Source organism: Pseudomonas sp. 273, assembly GCF_029201425.1.
Lineage (GTDB): Bacteria > Pseudomonadota > Gammaproteobacteria > Pseudomonadales > Pseudomonadaceae > Pseudomonas > Pseudomonas delhiensis.
The window spans coordinates 6,769,296-6,787,222 of the sequence record NZ_CP116775.1 but is presented as its reverse complement, the minus strand read 5'-3'; the positions used below and the strand labels follow the sequence as shown (position 1 = coordinate 6,787,222).

18 protein-coding genes are annotated in these 17,927 nt (G+C 65.6%); 2 read left to right on the top strand and 16 right to left on the bottom strand.

What is annotated here, in order from left to right:
- Positions 1-158 precede the first annotated feature (158 nt).
- Both algB and PKO50_RS31060 read left to right on the top strand, forming a co-directional pair.
- Positions 159-1,505: a sigma-54-dependent response regulator transcription factor AlgB gene (gene algB / locus PKO50_RS31065; RefSeq protein ID WP_109935322.1), complete on the top strand. Its 1,347-nt coding sequence runs from the start codon at positions 159-161 to the stop codon at positions 1,503-1,505.
- 26 nt (positions 1,506-1,531) lie between these two features.
- Entirely contained in the window at positions 1,532-3,289 is a 1,758-nt protein-coding gene (locus PKO50_RS31060; RefSeq protein WP_275630555.1) for an ATP-binding protein, read from the top strand.
- Here the strand turns inward: PKO50_RS31060 and PKO50_RS31055 are convergent.
- The 16 genes from PKO50_RS31055 to mnmG form a co-directional block, all read right to left on the bottom strand.
- The gene (locus PKO50_RS31055; RefSeq protein ID WP_275628156.1) at positions 3,268-4,083 is read right to left on the bottom strand and encodes an N-acetylmuramoyl-L-alanine amidase; all 816 of its coding nucleotides are present in this window, start codon (positions 4,081-4,083) and stop codon (positions 3,268-3,270) included. The two genes, PKO50_RS31060 and PKO50_RS31055, sit on opposite strands and share 22 nt — an antisense overlap.
- 13 nt (positions 4,084-4,096) lie before the next feature.
- Positions 4,097-4,690, bottom strand: coding sequence for a MarC family protein (locus tag PKO50_RS31050; RefSeq protein ID WP_275630554.1), 594 nt, complete (start codon positions 4,688-4,690; stop codon positions 4,097-4,099).
- 149 nt (positions 4,691-4,839) lie between these two features.
- Entirely contained in the window at positions 4,840-6,207 is a 1,368-nt protein-coding gene (gene glmU, locus PKO50_RS31045; RefSeq protein WP_275628155.1) for a bifunctional UDP-N-acetylglucosamine diphosphorylase/glucosamine-1-phosphate N-acetyltransferase GlmU, read from the bottom strand.
- Between the two features lie 137 nt (positions 6,208-6,344).
- A complete protein-coding gene (locus tag PKO50_RS31040) occupies positions 6,345-6,770 on the bottom strand; it encodes a F0F1 ATP synthase subunit epsilon (protein WP_089392554.1) in 426 nt (141 codons plus the stop codon).
- 40 nt (positions 6,771-6,810) lie between these two features.
- Positions 6,811-8,187, bottom strand: coding sequence for a F0F1 ATP synthase subunit beta (gene atpD / locus PKO50_RS31035; protein WP_109935325.1), 1,377 nt, complete (start codon positions 8,185-8,187; stop codon positions 6,811-6,813).
- Between the two features lie 30 nt (positions 8,188-8,217).
- A complete protein-coding gene (gene atpG, locus PKO50_RS31030; RefSeq protein WP_109935326.1) occupies positions 8,218-9,078 on the bottom strand; it encodes a F0F1 ATP synthase subunit gamma in 861 nt (286 codons plus the stop codon).
- A 52-nt stretch (positions 9,079-9,130) separates the two neighbouring features.
- Positions 9,131-10,675: a F0F1 ATP synthase subunit alpha gene (gene atpA / locus PKO50_RS31025; RefSeq protein WP_109935327.1), complete on the bottom strand. Its 1,545-nt coding sequence runs from the start codon at positions 10,673-10,675 to the stop codon at positions 9,131-9,133.
- 18 nt (positions 10,676-10,693) lie between these two features.
- Positions 10,694-11,230, bottom strand: a complete 537-nt coding sequence (locus tag PKO50_RS31020; protein ID WP_109935328.1) for a F0F1 ATP synthase subunit delta — start codon at positions 11,228-11,230, stop codon at positions 10,694-10,696.
- A gap of 11 nt (positions 11,231-11,241) precedes the next feature.
- A complete protein-coding gene (locus tag PKO50_RS31015) occupies positions 11,242-11,712 on the bottom strand; it encodes a F0F1 ATP synthase subunit B (protein WP_109935329.1) in 471 nt (156 codons plus the stop codon).
- Between the two features lie 52 nt (positions 11,713-11,764).
- On the bottom strand, positions 11,765-12,022 hold the full coding sequence (gene atpE, locus PKO50_RS31010) for a F0F1 ATP synthase subunit C (RefSeq protein ID WP_043256731.1): 258 nt from the start codon (positions 12,020-12,022) through the stop codon (positions 11,765-11,767).
- A gap of 108 nt (positions 12,023-12,130) precedes the next feature.
- Entirely contained in the window at positions 12,131-13,000 is an 870-nt protein-coding gene (gene atpB / locus PKO50_RS31005; RefSeq protein WP_109935330.1) for a F0F1 ATP synthase subunit A, read from the bottom strand.
- 16 nt (positions 13,001-13,016) lie between these two features.
- Entirely contained in the window at positions 13,017-13,424 is a 408-nt protein-coding gene (locus PKO50_RS31000) for a F0F1 ATP synthase subunit I (protein WP_109935331.1), read from the bottom strand.
- A 149-nt stretch (positions 13,425-13,573) separates the two neighbouring features.
- Entirely contained in the window at positions 13,574-14,446 is an 873-nt protein-coding gene (locus PKO50_RS30995) for a ParB/RepB/Spo0J family partition protein (protein ID WP_109935332.1), read from the bottom strand.
- A gap of 17 nt (positions 14,447-14,463) precedes the next feature.
- Positions 14,464-15,252: a ParA family protein gene (locus PKO50_RS30990; protein WP_109935333.1), complete on the bottom strand. Its 789-nt coding sequence runs from the start codon at positions 15,250-15,252 to the stop codon at positions 14,464-14,466.
- Positions 15,245-15,919 (bottom strand): 16S rRNA (guanine(527)-N(7))-methyltransferase RsmG, encoded by a 675-nt coding sequence (rsmG, locus tag PKO50_RS30985; protein ID WP_275628154.1) that lies wholly within the window; start codon positions 15,917-15,919, stop codon positions 15,245-15,247. Before rsmG ends, PKO50_RS30990 begins: the two co-directional genes overlap by 8 nt.
- The gene (gene mnmG, locus PKO50_RS30980) at positions 15,919-17,811 is read right to left on the bottom strand and encodes a tRNA uridine-5-carboxymethylaminomethyl(34) synthesis enzyme MnmG (protein ID WP_275628153.1); all 1,893 of its coding nucleotides are present in this window, start codon (positions 17,809-17,811) and stop codon (positions 15,919-15,921) included. The genes rsmG and mnmG overlap by 1 nt, the downstream gene beginning before the upstream one ends.
- Between the last annotated feature and the right edge of the window lie 116 nt (positions 17,812-17,927).

Genomic DNA, 17,927 nt, shown 5'->3' with positions numbered 1-17,927 from the left:
CACGGAAAACGGCAGTTCGCCGCCCCTCCCACCCGCTTTCCTTCGCTCAGGTCCGACATTCTTGAGAGAGGCGTCTAATTTTCATTGCAACTTGCAAGAAATTTCCTGGACTAAAAGACGCATACGCGAAAGGTATTTCCCACTACGAGGCATCCCGAATGGACCCCACTCCGGAGACGCTTGGCCGAATACTGCTGGTCGACGACGAACCCGCCATCCTGCGCACCTTCCGCTATTGCCTGGAGGACCAGGGCTACAGCGTGGCCACCGCGGCCAGCGCCGCCCAGGCCGAAGCCCTGCTGCAACGCCAGGTCTTCGACCTGTGCTTCCTCGACCTGCGCCTGGGCGAGGACAACGGCCTCGACCTGCTCGCCCAGATGCGCCTGCAGGCGCCCTGGATGCGGGTGGTGATAGTCACCGCGCATTCCGCCGTGGACACCGCGGTGGACGCCATGCAAGCCGGCGCCGCCGACTACCTGGTCAAGCCCTGCAGCCCCGAGCAATTGCGCCTGGCCGCGGCCAAGCAATTGGAGGTGCGCCAGCTCACCGCGCGCCTGGAAGCCCTCGAAGGCGCCCAGGCCAGCCAGGCCGAGCAACTGGAATCCCACAGCCCGGCGATGACCGCGGTGCTGGAGACCGCGCGCCAGGTGGCCGCCACCGACGCCAACATCCTCATCCTCGGCGAATCCGGCTCCGGCAAGGGCGAGCTGGCGCGCGCCATCCACGGCTGGAGCAAGCGCGCGAAGAAATCCTGCGTGACCATCAACTGCCCGTCGCTCAACGCCGAGCTGATGGAAAGCGAGCTGTTCGGCCACAACCGCGGGGCCTTCACCGGCGCCAGCGAGAGCACCCAGGGGCGGATCAGCCAGGCCGACGGCGGTACCCTGTTCCTCGACGAGATCGGCGACTTCCCCCTGCCCTTGCAGGCCAAGCTGCTGCGCTTCATCCAGGACAAGGAATACGAGCGCGTCGGCGACCCGGTGACGCGCCGCGCCGACGTGCGCATCCTCGCCGCCACCAACCGCGACCTGGCCGGCATGGTGGCCCAGGGGGCGTTCCGCGAGGACCTGCTCTACCGCCTCAACGTCATCGTCCTCAACCTGCCGCCACTGCGCGAACGCGCCGAGGACATCCAGGACCTGGCCGAGCGCTTCCTCGCCCGCTTCGTCAAGGACTACGGGCGCCCGGCCCGTGGCTTCAGCCCGGCCTCGGCCGAGCTGCTGCGGCAGTACCCCTGGCCGGGCAACGTGCGCGAGCTGCGCAACGTGATCGAGCGGGCCAGCATCATCTGCAACCAGGAACTGGTGGAGCCCGGACACCTGGGGCTCGGCGAGCAGGCCGGCGCCGCCGTGCCGCGGGTCGGCGAGGCGCTGAGCCTGGAGGCGCTGGAGAAGGCCCACATCGCTTCGGTGATGGCCAGCGCCCCGACCCTCGACCAGGCGGCGAAGATCCTCGGCATCGACGCCTCCACCCTGTACCGCAAGCGCAAGCAGTACAACCTGTGAAACGCGCGCTGACGCTGCGTTCGCGGATGTTCCTGAGCATGTCCGCGCTGATCACCCTGGCCCTGATCGGCTTGCTGCTGGGGGTGTTCAGCGTGATGCTGATGGGCCGCGAGCAGGAGCGGCTGATCTCGCACAACTTCGCCACCATCGCCAGCAGCCAGCAGTTGCGCCAGTCCCTGGACGACCAACTGGCCCAGTTGCTCAGCGACAGCCCCGATGCGCAGCGCCTGGTGGTGCTGCGCGGGCAGTTCGACCACTACCTCGCCGAAGGCCGGGCGAGGGCTGCCAACGACGTCGAACGCACCCTCTACGAGCGCATCGACCAGGCCAACCAGGAGTTCCAGGGCCAGGTCAGCTCCTCCGGCAGCAGCCGCTGGAGCCTGGTGGTGGAAAGCGACTTCAGCCGCTCCTTCACCGCCCTGCACCAGTACCTGCTGGCGCTGCACAGCCATGCCATCCAGACCATCAGCGACGCGGAGCGCAGCTCGCGCCTGCACGCCTGGCTGATCGCCAGCCTGCTGGGGCTGGTGGGGGTGGCCATCCTGGTCATCGGCTTCGTCACCGCCCACGGCATCGCCCGCCGTTTCGGCGCCCCCATCGAGGCCCTGGCGCAGGCTGCCGACCACATCGGCAAGGGTGACTTCGAGGTCAGCCTGCCGGTCTCGCGGGAGGCCGAGATGGCCTCGCTGAGCCGGCGTTTCGGCCTCATGGCCCAGGCCCTGGCCGAGTACAAGGCGACCAACATCGAGGCGGTACTGGCCGGGCAGAAGCGCCTGCAGGCGGTGCTCGACAGCATCGACGACGGCCTGGTGATCCTCGACCGGCGCAGCCGCATCGAGCACGCCAACCCGGTGGCCAGCCGCCAGCTGTTCTCCCAGAGCGACCCCCATGGCCAACTGCTCGGCGAACTGATCGACAACCAGGAGCTGCTGCAGGCCGCCGGCCTGGTGCTGCAGGGCGAGTCGATGGGCGATACGCCCCAGGACCTGCAGGTCGAGATCGGCGGCGAGAACCGCCTGCTGGCCTGGACCCTGGCCCCGGTCACCCACGACGACGGGCGCAACATGGGCGCGGTGCTGGTGCTGCGCGACGTCACCGAGCTGCGCGCCTTCGAGCGGGTACGCAGCGAATTCGTCCTGCGCGCTTCCCACGAGCTGCGCACCCCGGTCACCGGCCTGCACATGGCCTTCGCCCTGCTGCGCGAACGCCTGGCGCTGCCCGAGGGCAGCCGCGAGCGCGAGCTGGCCGATACCGTCGACGAGGAAATGCAGCGCCTGGTGCGGCTGATCGAAGACCTGCTGAACTTCTCCCGCTACCAGGACGGCCAGCAGAAACTCGATCGCCGCCCCTGCTCGGTCGGCGAGTTGCTGGAGCAGGCGCGCCAGCGCTTTCTCGCCCGCGCCCAGGCCCATGACATCGGCCTGGGGATAGTGATGGAGGACCAGCTGCCGGTGCTGGATGTCGACCAGCTGCGCCTGGAGCGGGCACTGGACAACCTGATCGGCAACGCCCTACGCCATACCCCGCGGGGCGGCAGCGTGCAGTTGCTCGCCCAGCGCCAGGGCCAACGGGTGATGCTGGCGGTGGAGGACTCCGGCGAGGGCATCGCCTACAGCCAGCAGGCGCGCATCTTCGAGCCCTTCGTGCAGGTCGGCCGGCGCGCCGGCGGCGCCGGCCTCGGCCTGGCCCTGTGCAAGGAGATCGTGCAGCTGCACGGCGGGCGCATCGGCGTGCGCTCGCAGCCCGGCCAGGGCACGCGCATCTACATGCTGCTGCCGGTCTGAGCGGCCGGCGCGGCCATGGAGGTGGGCACCGCCAGCAGCAGCGCGGCGGTCTCCAGGTCCGGCTCGCCGTCGAAGCGCGCCGGCCGGTAGCGCATCTGGAAGGCGGCGATGACGTTGCGCGTCGCCTCGTCCAGCTGGCCGTCGAGCGGCACCGCGTAGCCATGCCGCGCCAGTTGCTGCTGGAACCAGCCGGGCGCCGGCAGTTGGCCGTTCAGCTCGGCCAGGCGGCGCGCCAGGTCGCCCGGCTGCGGCCAGGGGATCAGGCCGGCGTCGGCCAGGCGCTTCCAGGGGAAGGCCGGGCCCGGGTCGACCTTGCGCTGGGGGGCGATGTCACTGTGCCCGAGGATGTGCTCGGCAGTGATGCCCTGGCGCTTGACGATGTCTTTCAGCAGCAGGATGAGCGCGTCTATCTGCCCCTGTGGATAAGGTACCCAGGTGCGGCCGTCGGGGCCGTCGACGTAGCCGGGGTTGACCAGCTCGATGCCGATCGAGGTGGAGTTCAGCCAGGTGCGGCCCTGCCACTCGCTCTGCCCGGCGTGCCAGGCGCGGCGGTTCTCGTCCACCAGTTGGTAGATGGTCGGCGGGTCGGCGCCGATCAGGTAGTGGGCGCTGACCTCGCCGCGGGTCAGCAGCTGCAGCGAGCGCGGCAGGTCCGCCGAGGTGTAGTGGATGATGATGTACTGGACACGGCTGTCCTGGTTGCGCGAGGGATGCTCGCGATCTATCTCCAGGCCGCCCCGGCCAGCGCAGGCGGCCAGCAGCAAGGCGGTGAACATCAGGCACAGGTGGCGCATGGTGGCTCCACGGTCATCCGACGATGTGCAGCACGCTGCGCATGTTCTGCAGCAGCATGTTGACGCTGAGCATGATCAGCAGCATGCCGGCCAGGCGCTCCACGGCGGTGAGCCCGCGCGGGCCGAGGAAGCGCTGCAGGAACGAGGCCTGCAGCAGGATCAGCGCGGTCGCGGCCCAGGCCAGGATCACCGCCAGGTACAGCTCCCATAGCGGACCAGTGTAGGTGGTGCGCAGGGTGATCAGCATGGCCAGCGCCGAGGGGCCCGCCACCGCCGGGGTGGCCAGGGGCACCAGCAGCGGCTCGCTGTCGGGCATGTCGCCGAGCACGCCCTGGGGCGTGGGGAAGATCAGGCGCATGGCGACCACGAAGAGGATGATGCCGCCGGCGATGCCAGTGGCTTCCTTCGACAGCCCCAGGCCGGTGAGGATGTGCTCGCCCAGGGTGAGGAACAGCAGCAGCAGGCCGAGGGCGAACAGCAGCTCGCGCAGCGCCACCTTGAGCCGGCGTTCGGCCGGTACCGACTTGAGGGCGGCGAGGAACACCGCGATGTTGCCGAAGGGGTCGGTGATCAGGAAGATCAGGATGGCGACGCCGAGCATGTGGATAACTCCAGGGGCAGGAACCGGCGCCTGGGCGCCGGGTGAAAAGCCGTCCCTGTGGATCGTTCAGCCGGGGACGCTGCGGCCGCGGGCGCCTGTGCATAACTTCACGGCAGGCGCCCGTTCGCTGTGGACGAAGTCTTATCCACAGGCCGTCAGGACTTCTTGATCTTCTCCGGGCGCTTCCAGCCCTCGATCACCCGTTGCTTGGCGCGGCCGACCGCGAGGGTCTGCGCCGGGACCTCGGCGGTGATGGTGGAACCCGCGCCGGTCGTGGCGCCGGCGCCGATATCCACAGGCGCCACCAGGGAGTTGTTGGAGCCGATGAAGACGTCTTCGCCGATCACCGTGCGCCATTTGTTGGCGCCGTCGTAGTTGCAGGTGATGGTGCCAGCGCCGATGTTGGTGCGCGCACCGACCTCGCTGTCGCCCAGGTAGGTCAGGTGGCCGACCTTCACGCCTTCGTGCAGGTGGGCGTTCTTCAGCTCGACGAAGTTACCCACATGCACCTGGCTTTCCAGCACGCTGCCGGGGCGCAGGCGGGCGAACGGGCCGACGTCGCTGCCGGGGCCGACGTCGGCGCCTTCCAGGTGGCTGTTGGCCTTGATGATGGCGCCACGGCGCAGGACGCTGTTGCGGATGGTGCAGTTCGGGCCGATCTGCACGTCGTCCTCGATGTCCACGCGGCCTTCCAGCACCACGTTGACGTCGATGAGCACGTCGCGGCCAACGTTGACCTCGCCGCGCACGTCGAAGCGCGCCGGGTCCAGCAGGGTCACGCCCAGGGCCATCAGGCGGCGGGCGATGCGCAGCTGGTAGTAGCGCTCCAGCTCGGCCAGCTGCAGGCGGTCGTTGGCGCCCTGCACTTCCATGGCTGCCTGGGGTTGCGCGGTGGCCACGCGCAGGCCGTCGGCCACCGCCATGGCGATGACGTCGGTGAGGTAGTACTCGCCCTGGGCGTTGGCGTTGGACAGCCGGCCCAGCCAGCCCTCCAGGCGCTGGCGCGGCACGCAGAGGATGCCGGTGTTGCCCTCGCGGATGGCACGCTGCTCGAGGCTTGCGTCCTTCTGCTCGACGATGGCCTTCACCTCACCGTCCTGGCCGCGGATGATCCGGCCGTAGCCGGTGGGGTCGTTCAGCTCCACGGTGAGCAGCGCCAACTGCTCGGCGCTGACCTGCTGCAGCAGGCGCTCGAGGGTCGGCAGCTCGATCAGCGGCACGTCGCCGTAGAGGATCAGCACACGATCGGCGCTCAGGTAGGGCGCGGCCTGGGCCACGGCGTGGCCGGTGCCCAGCTGTTGTTCCTGGACCACGAAATTCAGGTCATCGGCCTGCAGGCGTTCGCGCACCCGTTCGGCGCCATGGCCGATCACCACATGGATACGCTTGGGCGACAGGCCCCGCGCGGTATCGATCACGTGGGCCAGCATGGGTTTGCCGGCGACCGGATGGAGGACTTTCGGCAGGGCCGAACGCATGCGCGTGCCCTGGCCGGCGGCGAGGATGACGATTTCGAGGGACATGAAGTTGGACCGTCCTGGTAACGCTGGATGTAGAAAAAGAAAAAGGGTAGCCAAGGCTACCCTTTTCCCCTAGGTCGCTAAAGCCTCGGCCCCGGATTCGTCGCCGATCCCGAGGGCCGCGGCCGTTGCGAGCCGGCTCAGCCGCCGAACTTCTTGCGAACCTGCTGGACCGTGCGCAGTTGCGCTGCGGCTTCGGCCAGGCGGGCTGCAGCGGAGCTGTAGTCGAACTCGGCACCTTTGGCGTGCAGAGCCTTCTCAGCTTCCTTCAGCGCGGTCTGAGCGGCCGCTTCGTCGAGGTCGCCCGCACGGATCACGGTGTCGGCCAGGACCTTCACCATGTTCGGCTGTACTTCGAGGAAGCCGCCGGAGATGTAGTACACCTCCTGCTCGCCACCCTGCTTGACCACGCGGATCGGACCCGGCTTGAGCTCGGTGATCAGCGGCGCATGGCCCGGGGCGATACCCAGATCGCCGAGGGAGCCGTGCGCGACGACCAGCTCGACCAGACCGGAGAAGATCTCCGCTTCGGCGCTGACGATGTCGCAGTGGACAGTAATAGCCATACCCTTGCCTCACGTAAGCGCCCGTTGCCGGGCGCACGGATTACAGCTTCTTCGCTTTCTCGATGGCTTCTTCGATGCCGCCGACCATGTAGAACGCCTGCTCCGGCAGGTGGTCGTAGTCGCCGTTGAGGATGCCTTTGAAGCCAGCGATGGTGTCCTTCAGGGAGACGTACTTGCCCGGGGAACCGGTGAAGACTTCCGCCACGAAGAACGGCTGGGACAGGAAGCGCTGGATCTTACGAGCACGGGCCACCAGCAGCTTGTCGGACTCGGACAGTTCGTCCATGCCGAGGATCGCGATGATGTCCTTCAGCTCCTTGTAGCGCTGCAGGATGTACTGCACGCCACGAGCGGTGTCGTAGTGATCCTGGCCGATGACCAGCGGGTCCAGCTGACGGGAGGTGGAGTCCAGCGGGTCCACGGCCGGGTAGATACCCAGCGAGGCGATGTCACGGGACAGTACCACGGTGGCGTCGAGGTGGGCGAAGGTAGTCGCCGGGCTCGGGTCGGTCAGGTCGTCCGCGGGAACGTAGACGGCCTGGATCGAGGTGATCGAGCCTTGCTTGGTGGAGGTGATGCGCTCTTGCAGCACGCCCATCTCTTCGGCCAGGGTCGGCTGGTAACCCACTGCGGACGGCATACGGCCCAGCAGTGCGGATACTTCGGTACCGGCGAGGGTGTAACGGTAGATGTTGTCGATGAACAGCAGTACGTCACGGCCTTCGTCACGGAACTTCTCGGCCATGGTCAGGCCGGTCAGCGCCACGCGCAGACGGTTGCCCGGCGGCTCGTTCATCTGGCCGTAGACCAGGGCTACCTTGTCGAGAACGTTGGAGTCCTTCATCTCGTGGTAGAAGTCGTTGCCCTCACGGGTACGCTCGCCCACACCGGCGAACACGGAGTAACCGCTGTGCTCGATGGCGATGTTGCGGATCAGCTCCATCATGTTCACGGTCTTGCCGACGCCGGCGCCACCGAACAGGCCTACCTTGCCGCCCTTGGCGAACGGGCAGACCAGGTCGATCACCTTGATGCCGGTTTCCAGCAGCTCGTTGCCGCCAGCCTGGTCAGCGTAGGAGGGAGCCTCGCGGTGGATACCCCAGCGCTCTTCCTCGCCGATGGGGCCGGCTTCGTCGATCGGGTTGCCCAGGACGTCCATGATGCGGCCCAGGGTGGCCTTGCCGACCGGGACGGAGATGGCTGCGCCGGTGCTTTCCACGTTCAGGCCACGCTTGAGGCCTTCGGTGGAACCCATCGCAATGGAACGGACCACGCCGTCGCCCAGCTGCTGCTGGACTTCCAGGGTGGTTTCGACGCCCTGAACCTTCAGGGCCTCGTAGATGCTCGGCACGGCATCGCGCGGGAATTCCACGTCGATCACGGCGCCGATGATTTGAACGATACGTCCGCTACTCATGTCTGGTTCCTCTGAATTTTGAACCTGTTCTTACACCGCGGCAGCGCCGCCGACGATTTCCGAGATTTCCTGGGTGATCGCCGCCTGACGCGCCTTGTTGTAGACCAGCTGCAGTTCGCTGATCAGGTCACCGGCGTTGTCGGTAGCGTTCTTCATTGCAATCATCCGGGCCGCCTGCTCACAGGCGTTGTTCTCAACCACCGCCTGGTACACCTGGGATTCCACGTAGCGCACCAGCAGGCCGTCGAGCAGGGCCTTGGCGTCGGGCTCGTAGAGGTAGTCCCAATGGTGTTTCAGGGCTTCGTTGTCCTCGGCCACCAGCGGAACCATCTGTTCCACGGTCGGCTTCTGGGTCATGGTGTTGACGAACTTGTTGGAAACCACGTACAGGCGATCGATACGCCCGTCCAGGTAGGCATCCAGCATGACCTTGACGCTGCCGATCAGATCGTTGATCGACGGCTCTTCGCCCAGGTGGCTGATGGCAGCGACCACGTTGCCGCCATAGCTCTTGAAGAAGGATGCGCCCTTGGCACCGATCACGCACAGGTCGATCTCCGCACCAACTTCACGCTGGACGGACATGTCCTTGACGAGCGCCTTGAACAGGTTGATGTTCAGGCCGCCGGCCAGGCCGCGATCGGAGCTCACCACGATGTAACCGACGCGCTTGACGGGGCGCTCGATCATGAACGGGTGACGGTACTCCGGGTTGGCGTTGGCCAGATGGCCGATCACCTGGCGAATGCGCTCCGCGTAGGGACGGCCGGCCGCCATGCGCATTTGTGCCTTGCGCATCTTGCTCACCGCCACCTTTTCCATGGCATTGGTGATTTTCTGCGTGCTTTTGATGCTCGCAATCTTGCTGCGAATCTCTTTTGCGCCTGCCATTTCACACCTATCGGGTTAGCAGGCGGGGGCCGTTACCGGCCCCCGCTGCGGCTTACCAGGTTTGGGTGGCCTTGAACTTCTCGATACCGGCCTTGATGCCCGCGTCGATTTCGTCGTTGAAGTCACCCTTCTCGTTGATCTTCGCCAGCAGAGCGGCGTGCTCACGCTGGAAGTAAGCGATCAACGCCTGTTCGAAGGCGCCCACTTTGGCGATCTCGACGTCCTGCAGGAAGCCACGCTCGGCGGCGTACAGGGACAGCGACATCTCGGCGATGGACATCGGCGCGTACTGCTTCTGCTTCATCAGCTCGGTAACGCGCTGACCATGCTCGAGCTGCTTGCGGGTGGCGTCGTCCAGGTCGGAAGCGAACTGGGCGAAGGCCGCGAGTTCGCGGTACTGCGCCAGTGCGGTACGGATGCCGCCGGAGAGCTTCTTGATGATCTTGGTCTGGGCCGCGCCGCCCACACGGGATACCGAGATACCGGCGTTGACGGCCGGACGGATACCCGAGTTGAACATCGAGGTTTCCAGGAAGATCTGACCGTCGGTGATGGAGATCACGTTGGTCGGAACGAACGCGGAAACGTCACCAGCCTGGGTTTCGATGATCGGCAGGGCGGTCAGGGAACCGGTCTTGCCAGTCACGGCGCCATTGGTGAACTTCTCGACGTATTCCTCGGAAACGCGGGAAGCGCGCTCCAGCAGGCGGCTGTGGAGATAGAACACGTCGCCCGGGTAGGCTTCACGGCCCGGCGGACGGCGCAGCAGCAGGGAGATCTGGCGGTAGGCAACGGCCTGCTTGGACAGGTCGTCGTACACGATCAGGGCGTCTTCACCGCGGTCGCGGAAGTATTCGCCCATGGTGCAGCCGGAGTACGGCGCCAGGTACTGCAGGGCAGCGGATTCGGAGGCGCTGGCAACGACCACGATGGTGTTGGCCAGGGCACCGTTCTCTTCCAGCTTGCGTACGACGTTGGCGATGGTCGATTGCTTCTGACCGATGGCTACGTAGACGCAGCGGATGCCGCTGTCCTTCTGGTTGATGATGGCGTCGACGGCCAGGGCGGTCTTGCCGATCTGACGGTCGCCGATGATCAGCTCGCGCTGGCCACGGCCTACCGGGATCATGGCATCGACCGACTTGTAGCCGCTCTGTACCGGCTGGTCTACCGACTTACGCCAGATCACGCCCGGTGCCACTTTCTCGACGGCGTCGGTCAGCTTGGCATCGATCGGGCCTTTGCCGTCGATCGGGTTGCCCAGGGCGTCGACCACGCGGCCCAGCAGTTCCGGACCAACCGGAACTTCCAGGATGCGGCCGGTGCACTTGGCATTCATGCCTTCTTTGAGGTCCTGGTATTCACCCAGTACCACGGCGCCGACGGAGTCTTGCTCCAGGTTCAGCGCCATACCGTAGACGCCGCCCGGGAATTCGATCATCTCGCCGTACATGACGTCGGCCAGACCGAAGATGCGCACGATGCCATCGGAAACAGAAACGATGGTGCCTTCGTTGCGCGCTTGCGAGGCTACATCGAGTTTCTCGATGCGCCCCTTGATGATTTCACTAATTTCGGAAGGATTGAGTTGCTGCATGCCGCTGCCCCTTCAAACTCAAGATTTCAACGCTTCAGCCAGTTTCGCGATCTTGCCGCGCACCGAGCCATCGATTACCAAGTCACCGGCGCGGATCACCACGCCGCCGATCAGGCTCGCGTCTTCCGACGCATGGAGTCGCACTTCGCGACTGAGCCGGGCGCTGAGAGCCTTGGCGAGTTTGTCCTGCTGTTGTTGGTCCAGGGCGAAGGCGCTCACGACTTCGACCTCGACCAGCTTTTCCTGCTCGGCCTTCAGCTGCTCGTACATCTCAGCGATGGTCGGCAGCAGGTCGAGCCGCTTGTTTTCAGCCACAGTCCGGACGAAGTTCTGGGCCGGAGCATTGAGCTTGTCGCCACAAACGTCGATCAGGGCTTCAGCTTTCGCCGCTGCGGTCAGCTGAGGCTCTTTGAGCAGCTGGCGCACGGTGTCGTCCAGCGACACTGCAGCCAGCACACCCAGAGCAGCGGACCAATCGGCCAATTGCTGATGAGCCTGGGCGTACTCGAAAGCCGCCTTCGCGTAAGGACGAGCCAACGTGGTCAGTTCTGCCATATCGCCCTCGCTTAGATCTCGGCGGCCAGTTGATCAACCAGCTGCTTTTGCGCGTTGGCATCGATCGAAGCACCCAGGATCTTCTCGGCGCCGGACACGGCCAGGGCACCCACTTGGGCACGCAAGGCGTCCTTGACGCTGTTCAGTTCCTGTTCGATTTGAGCCTTGGCCTGGGCGATCATGCGATCGCCTTCGGCACGGGCCTGGTCACGGGCTTCATCAACGATCTGATTGGCGCTTTTCTTCGCCTGCTCGATGATTTCGGCCGCCTGAGCCTTGGCCTCGCGCAGTTGCTGGCCCGCTTTCTCGTGGGCCAGTTCCAGGTCACGAGCCGCACGGTTGGCTGCGTCCAGGCCGTCGGCGATCTTCTTCTGACGCTCGTGCAGAGCCGCGATGACCGGCGGCCACACGAACTTCATGCAGAAGATGACGAAGATGGCGAACGCAATGGCCTGGCCGATCAGAGTTGCATTAATGTTCACGCCAACACCTCGCTCGTTCGTTGTCAGTCACGGATTTCCGGAAAGCCGGAAATTAGTGGGCTACCTGAGCAATGAACGGGTTAGCGAAGGTGAAGAACAGTGCGATACCAACACCGATCATGGTCACGGCGTCGAGCAGACCGGCGACGATGAACATTTTCACCTGCAGCATCGGAACCATTTCCGGCTGGCGGGCAGCGCCTTCCAGGAATTTACCGCCCAGCAGGCCGAAACCGATTGCGGTACCCAGGGCACCAAGACCGATCAGCAGAGCAACGGCGATAGCAGTGAGTCCAACTACAGTTTCCATTTTTCCTCCCGACTTTCTGTCGTGTTGGTTAAGTTTTGAAGCAAGTTAAGGTGGTGAAACTTCCTTTCCGCCCCCGCCACGTGGCGGGGGACGGTCAGAATCTTTGGATCAGTGGCTGTCTTCGTGGGCCATCGACAGGTAGACGATGGTCAGCATCATGAAGATGAAGGCCTGCAGGGTGATGATCAGGATGTGGAACACCGCCCACGCCCAGTTCAGCACCACGCCCATGCCGCCCAGCCAGAGGATGCCGGAGCCGAACATGACGGCGATGAGGATGAAGATCAGCTCGCCGGCGTACATGTTGCCGAACAGACGCAGGGCCAGGGAAACCGGCTTGGCGATCAGGGTGACGAACTCCAGCAGGAAGTTCACCGGGATCAGGATGATCTGCACCACGATGTTGCTGCTGTGGAACGGGTGCAGGGTCAGCTCGCCGAGGAAGCCGCCGATGCCCTTGACCTTGATGCTGTAGAAGATGATCAGGGCGAACACCGCGATCGACATGCCGAAGGTGGCGTTCGGGTCGGTGGTGGCCACGGCGCGGAAGAACAGGTGCTCGTTGCCGGTGATCTTCGCGGCGGCCAGCGGCAGGAAGTCCACCGGCACCAGGTCGATCAGGTTCATCAGGAAGATCCAGACGAACACCGTCAGCGCCAGCGGCGCGATCAGCGGGTTACGCCCGTGGAAGGTGTCCTTCACGCTGCCGTCGACGAACTCCACCATCACTTCGACGAAGTTCTGCAGGCCACCCGGGATGCCGCTGGTGGCCTTCTTGGCCGCCATGCGGAAGATCAGGATGAACACCAGGCCGAGGAATACCGACCAGCCCAGGGTGTCGACGTGGAATGCCCAGAAGCCCATTTCCTTGGCTTGTTCGGCTGTGTGGGCGAACCCCCAGCCACCTTCCGGCAGACGACCGAAGGTCAGGTTCTGCAAGTGGTGCTGGATGTAACCCGAAGCGCTTTCTGCTGCCATGTTTGCCTCAATCGCTCTAAGGTCTTGTAAATGTGTGTCCCATCAGCAGGGGTGCGCACCAGCTGACCATCAAGGTCAACAGGTAGAGGCCGAACAGAGCCAGGGGCTCCAGCGGCTTCACGCCTGCGAACGCCAATGCGAAGAGCACTGCCGTCAAAATCAGCTTCCCGGCCTCGCCCGCATAGAAGGAGCGGACGATCATCTGAGCCGAGCGCGCCCCGCTGTAGCGGAACGCCTTGTATGCGAAATAAACGTTCGGCAGCCAGGCGATCAGCCCGCCGAGCAGACCAGAATAGCCGGCCACCACGCCCCGGGTGAAAAACAGGACGCCAGCCCCCAGAAGCACCACGGCCAGTTGGACGAGCAACAGGCGTAAAGCCGGTTGGCGATGGAAGGGCAGGCGGTTCGGCTTGCGGGGTTCCATCTGTCTCAAAGTCCTCTGGCGTCGGCTTCGCAAATCAACAACTTGGCATACTTTGTGCCGACAAAATTGCGCGCAGAGTATAGGGGGCCGGGCATACCCATTCAACAGCCGGGTAGTGATTTCCGACTATCGCTACACAGACGATGGTCTTAGCGAATGTGGGCGAGAACCCCTTGCAACTCGTCCAGCGAGTTGTAGCGGATCACCAGTTGCCCCTTGCCCTTCTGGCCATGGCGAATCTGCACCGGAGCGCCCAGGCGCTCGGCCAGGCGCTGTTCCAGGCGGCTGATGTCGGGGTCGGACTTGACCACCTTGGCAGGTTCGCTGGGGGCGTTGAGCCAGTGGCGTACCAGTGCCTCGGTCTGGCGCACGGTGAGGCCGCGTGCGACAACATGTCGCGCACCTTCCACCTGCCGCGCCTCGGGCAAGCCGAGCAGTGCGCGGGCATGGCCCATCTCCAGGTCGCCGTGGGAGAGCAGCGTCTTGATCTCCTCGGGCAGGGCGATCAGGCGCAGCAGGTTGGCCACGCTGACGCGGGACTTGCCGACGGCGTCGGCGACCTGCTGCTGGGTCAACTGGAACTCCTGCTGCAGGCGTTGCAGCGCGACGGCTTCCTCGAGGGGGTTGAGGTCCTCGCGCTGGATGTTCTCGATCAGCGCCATGGCGATGGCGGCTTCGTCCGGTACCTCGCGCACCAGCGCCGGGATGGTGTCCAGGCCGGCCTGCTGGCTGGCGCGCCAGCGGCGCTCGCCGGCGATGATCTCGTAGCGGCCCTTGTCGAGGGGGCGCACCACGATGGGCTGCATCACCCCCTGGGCCTTGATGGACAGCGCCAGCTCTTCCAGAGCCTGGGGGTCCATGTCGCGGCGCGGCTGGTACTTGCCGCGCTGGATCAGGTCCAGCGGCAGGTGCTGCAGTTCCTTGCTGTCCGCCTGGACGGCCTCTTCCTGCAGGGTGGCGGCGCTGGAGCCACTGAGCAGGGCGTCCAGCCCGCGTCCGAGACCTCGTTTCTTAACGGCCATGCGGGTTCCTTAGTTCGTCATGCGGTGGCGGCTTTGCGGGCGGCGCGCTGTCGGCGCGCGAGTTCGCCGGCCAGCGCCAGGTAGGCCATGGCCCCGCGCGATTGCTTGTCGTAGACCAGCGCCGGCATGCCGAAGCTGGGTGCCTCGGCCAGTCGCACGTTGCGCGGGATCACGGTGGTGTAGAGCTTGTCGCCGAAGTGTTCCTGCAGCTGCGCGCTGACGTCGTTGGTCAGGCTGATGCGCGGATCGTACATGGTCCGCAGCAGGCCTTCGATGCTCAGCGTCGGATTCAGACGCTCGGCGATGCGCTGGATGCTGTTCATCAGGTCGGTCAGGCCTTCCAGGGCGTAGTACTCGCACTGCATGGGGATGATCACCCCGTCGGCGGCGGAAAGGGCGTTGACCGTGAGCATCGACAGCGACGGCGGGCAGTCGATGAGGATGTAGTCGTAGTTCTCGCGCACCGGGGCCAGGGCCTGGCGCAGGCGGTGCTCCTTCATGTCCATCTCCAGCAGCACCACTTCCGCGGCGGTGAGGTCGCGGTTGGCCGGGAGGATCTGGTAGCCGCCGTGCTCGGAGAACTGCATGGCCTGGGCCAGGTCGGCCTCGCCGGTGAGCACGTCGTAGATGGAATATTCCAGGGACAACTTATCCACACCGCTGCCGGTGGTGGCGTTGCCTTGTGGATCGAGGTCGATCAGCAGCACGCGGCGCTTGGTGGCGACCAGCGAGGCGGCGAGGTTGATACAGGTGGTGGTCTTGCCGACACCGCCCTTCTGGTTGGCGATCGCGAATACCTTAGCCATGGTTTTCCCCCGTCCCCGTCATGCTCCGGCGCAGTATCAGCAGATGCCGCTGGCCTTGGCAACCCGGCACGCTGAGGGCGTGCTCGGCTTCGACCCGGAAATCTTCCGGGAGTGCCGTCAGCTCCTGCTCCGGGTGCAAACCTTTCATCGCCAGCCAGCGGGTCTCGCCGTCGCCGAGGTGGCGGGTCCAGTTGCAGAAGTCTTCCAGGCTGCTGAAGGCCCGGGAGACGATGCCGTTGAATGCCCGGTCCGGCTGGTAGGCCTCGACCCGGCTGTGGATAACTTCCAGGTTTTGCAGTTTCAGCTCCAGCTTCACCTGGGTGAGGAAGCGGGTCTTCTTGCCGTTGCTGTCGAGCAGCGTCAGGCGCTTGTTTGGGAACAGGATGGCCAGCGGGATGCCGGGCATGCCGCCGCCGCTGCCGACGTCCAGCCAGCGCTCGCCGCCGGCGGCGAGGAAGTGCGGGACGACGCTCAGGCTGTCGAGCAGGTGGCGCGAGACCATCTCGTCGACGTCGCGCACCGCGGTGAGGTTGTACGCCTTGTTCCACTTCGCCAGCAGGGCGAGGTAGGCGAGCAGGCCCTGGCGGCCGGCTTCGTCGAGTTCGACGCCGAGCGCCGCGGCGCCACGCACGAGCTCGTCGGCGTGGGCTTGGGTGACCTGGGACATCAGGCGCTCTGCTCCAGTTGGCGGCCGGTGGCGCGTTTCTTCAGGTGGATCAGCAGCAGCGAGATGGCCGCGGGGGTGACGCCGGGGATGCGGCCGGCCTGGCCGAGGGTCTCCGGGCGAGCCTGGCCGAGCTTGTTCTGGATCTCCTTGGAGAGCCCGGAAATGCTCGTGTAGTCGATATCCACAGGCAGGCAGGTGTCCTCGCTGGCGCGCAGGCGGGCGATCTCTTCCTGCTGGCGGTCGATGTAGCCGGCGTACTTGGTGCGGATCTCCACCTGCTCGGCGACCTGCGCGTCCTCGGCGCCGGCGCCGGTCACCTCGGCCAGGCTGGCGTAGTCGATTTCCGGGCGGGCCAGCAGGTTGAGCAGGTTGTACTCGTGGGCCAGCGGGGTGCCGAAGCGCTCGGCGATGGCGTCGCCCTGCGGGGTGTTCGGCCGCACCCAGGTGCTCTTCAGGCGCTGCTCTTCACGCTCGATGCCTTCGCGCTTGGCCTCGAAGGCCGCCCAGCGGCGGTCGTCCACCAGGCCCAGCTCGCGGCCCTTCTCGGTCAGGCGCAGGTCGGCGTTGTCCTCGCGCAGGATCAGCCGGTACTCGGCGCGCGAGGTGAACATGCGGTAGGGCTCCTGGGTACCCAGGGTGATCAGGTCGTCGACCAGCACGCCGATGTACGCCTCGTCGCGGCGCGGGCACCAGGCCTCGCGGCCCTGGGCGCGCAGCGCGGCGTTGGCGCCGGCGAGCAGGCCCTGGGCGCCAGCCTCTTCGTAGCCGGTGGTGCCGTTGATCTGGCCGGCGAAGAACAGGCCGCCGATGACTTTCGTCTCCAGGCTGTACTTCAGGTCGCGCGGGTCGAAATAGTCGTACTCGATGGCGTAGCCCGGGCGAACGATGTGGGCGTTCTCCATGCCGCGGATCGAGCGGACGATCTCCAACTGCACGTCGAACGGCAGCGAGGTGGAGATGCCGTTGGGGTACAGCTCGTGGGTGGTCAGGCCTTCGGGTTCGAGGAAGACCTGGTGGCTGTCCTTGTCGGCGAAGCGATGGATCTTGTCCTCGATCGACGGGCAGTAGCGCGGGCCGATGCCCTCGATGACCCCGGAGTACATCGGCGAGCGGTCGAGGTTGCTGGCGATGATCTCGTGGGTGCGCGCGTTGGTGTGGGTGATCCAGCAGCTGACCTGGCGCGGGTGTTCTTCCTTCGAGCCGAGGAAGGACATCACCGGGATCGGGGTGTCGCCGGGCTGTTCGGTCATCACCGAGAAATCGACGCTGCGGCCGTCGATGCGCGGCGGCGTGCCAGTCTTCAGCCGGCCGACGCGTAAAGGCAGCTCGCGCAGGCGCTTGGCCAGGGCGATGGCCGGCGGGTCACCGGCGCGGCCGCCGGAGTAGTTCTGCAGGCCGATGTGGATAAGTCCGCCGAGGAAGGTGCCTGCAGTCAGTACCACCTGGTCGGCGTGGAATTTCAGCCCCATCTGGGTCACCACGCCGCGCACCTGGTCCTGCTCGACGATCAGGTCGTCGCAGGCCTGCTGGAATATCCACAGGTTCGGCTGGTTTTCCAGGATCTCGCGGACCGCCGCCTTGTACAGCACGCGGTCGGCCTGGGCACGGGTGGCACGCACGGCGGGGCCCTTGCGGCTGTTGAGCACGCGGAACTGGATGCCGCCCTTGTCGGTGGCGTGGGCCATGGCCCCGCCCAGGGCATCGATTTCCTTGACCAGGTGGCTCTTGCCGATGCCGCCGATGGCCGGGTTGCAGCTCATCTGGCCCAGGGTTTCCACATTGTGGGTGAGCAGCAGGGTCTTCACGCCCATGCGTGCGGCCGCCAGCGCGGCCTCCGTGCCGGCATGGCCACCGCCGATCACTACCACGTCAAAACGGGAAGGGAAATCCACCACGCACCTCGTGCCTGTCGATCAGGGAAAGAAAAAGAGAGCCGCACAGTATAGGGGCTTAGCCCTGCCGATTGAAGGGACCTGTATGAAAAGTAGCCAATCGGCCTTTCGAGTGT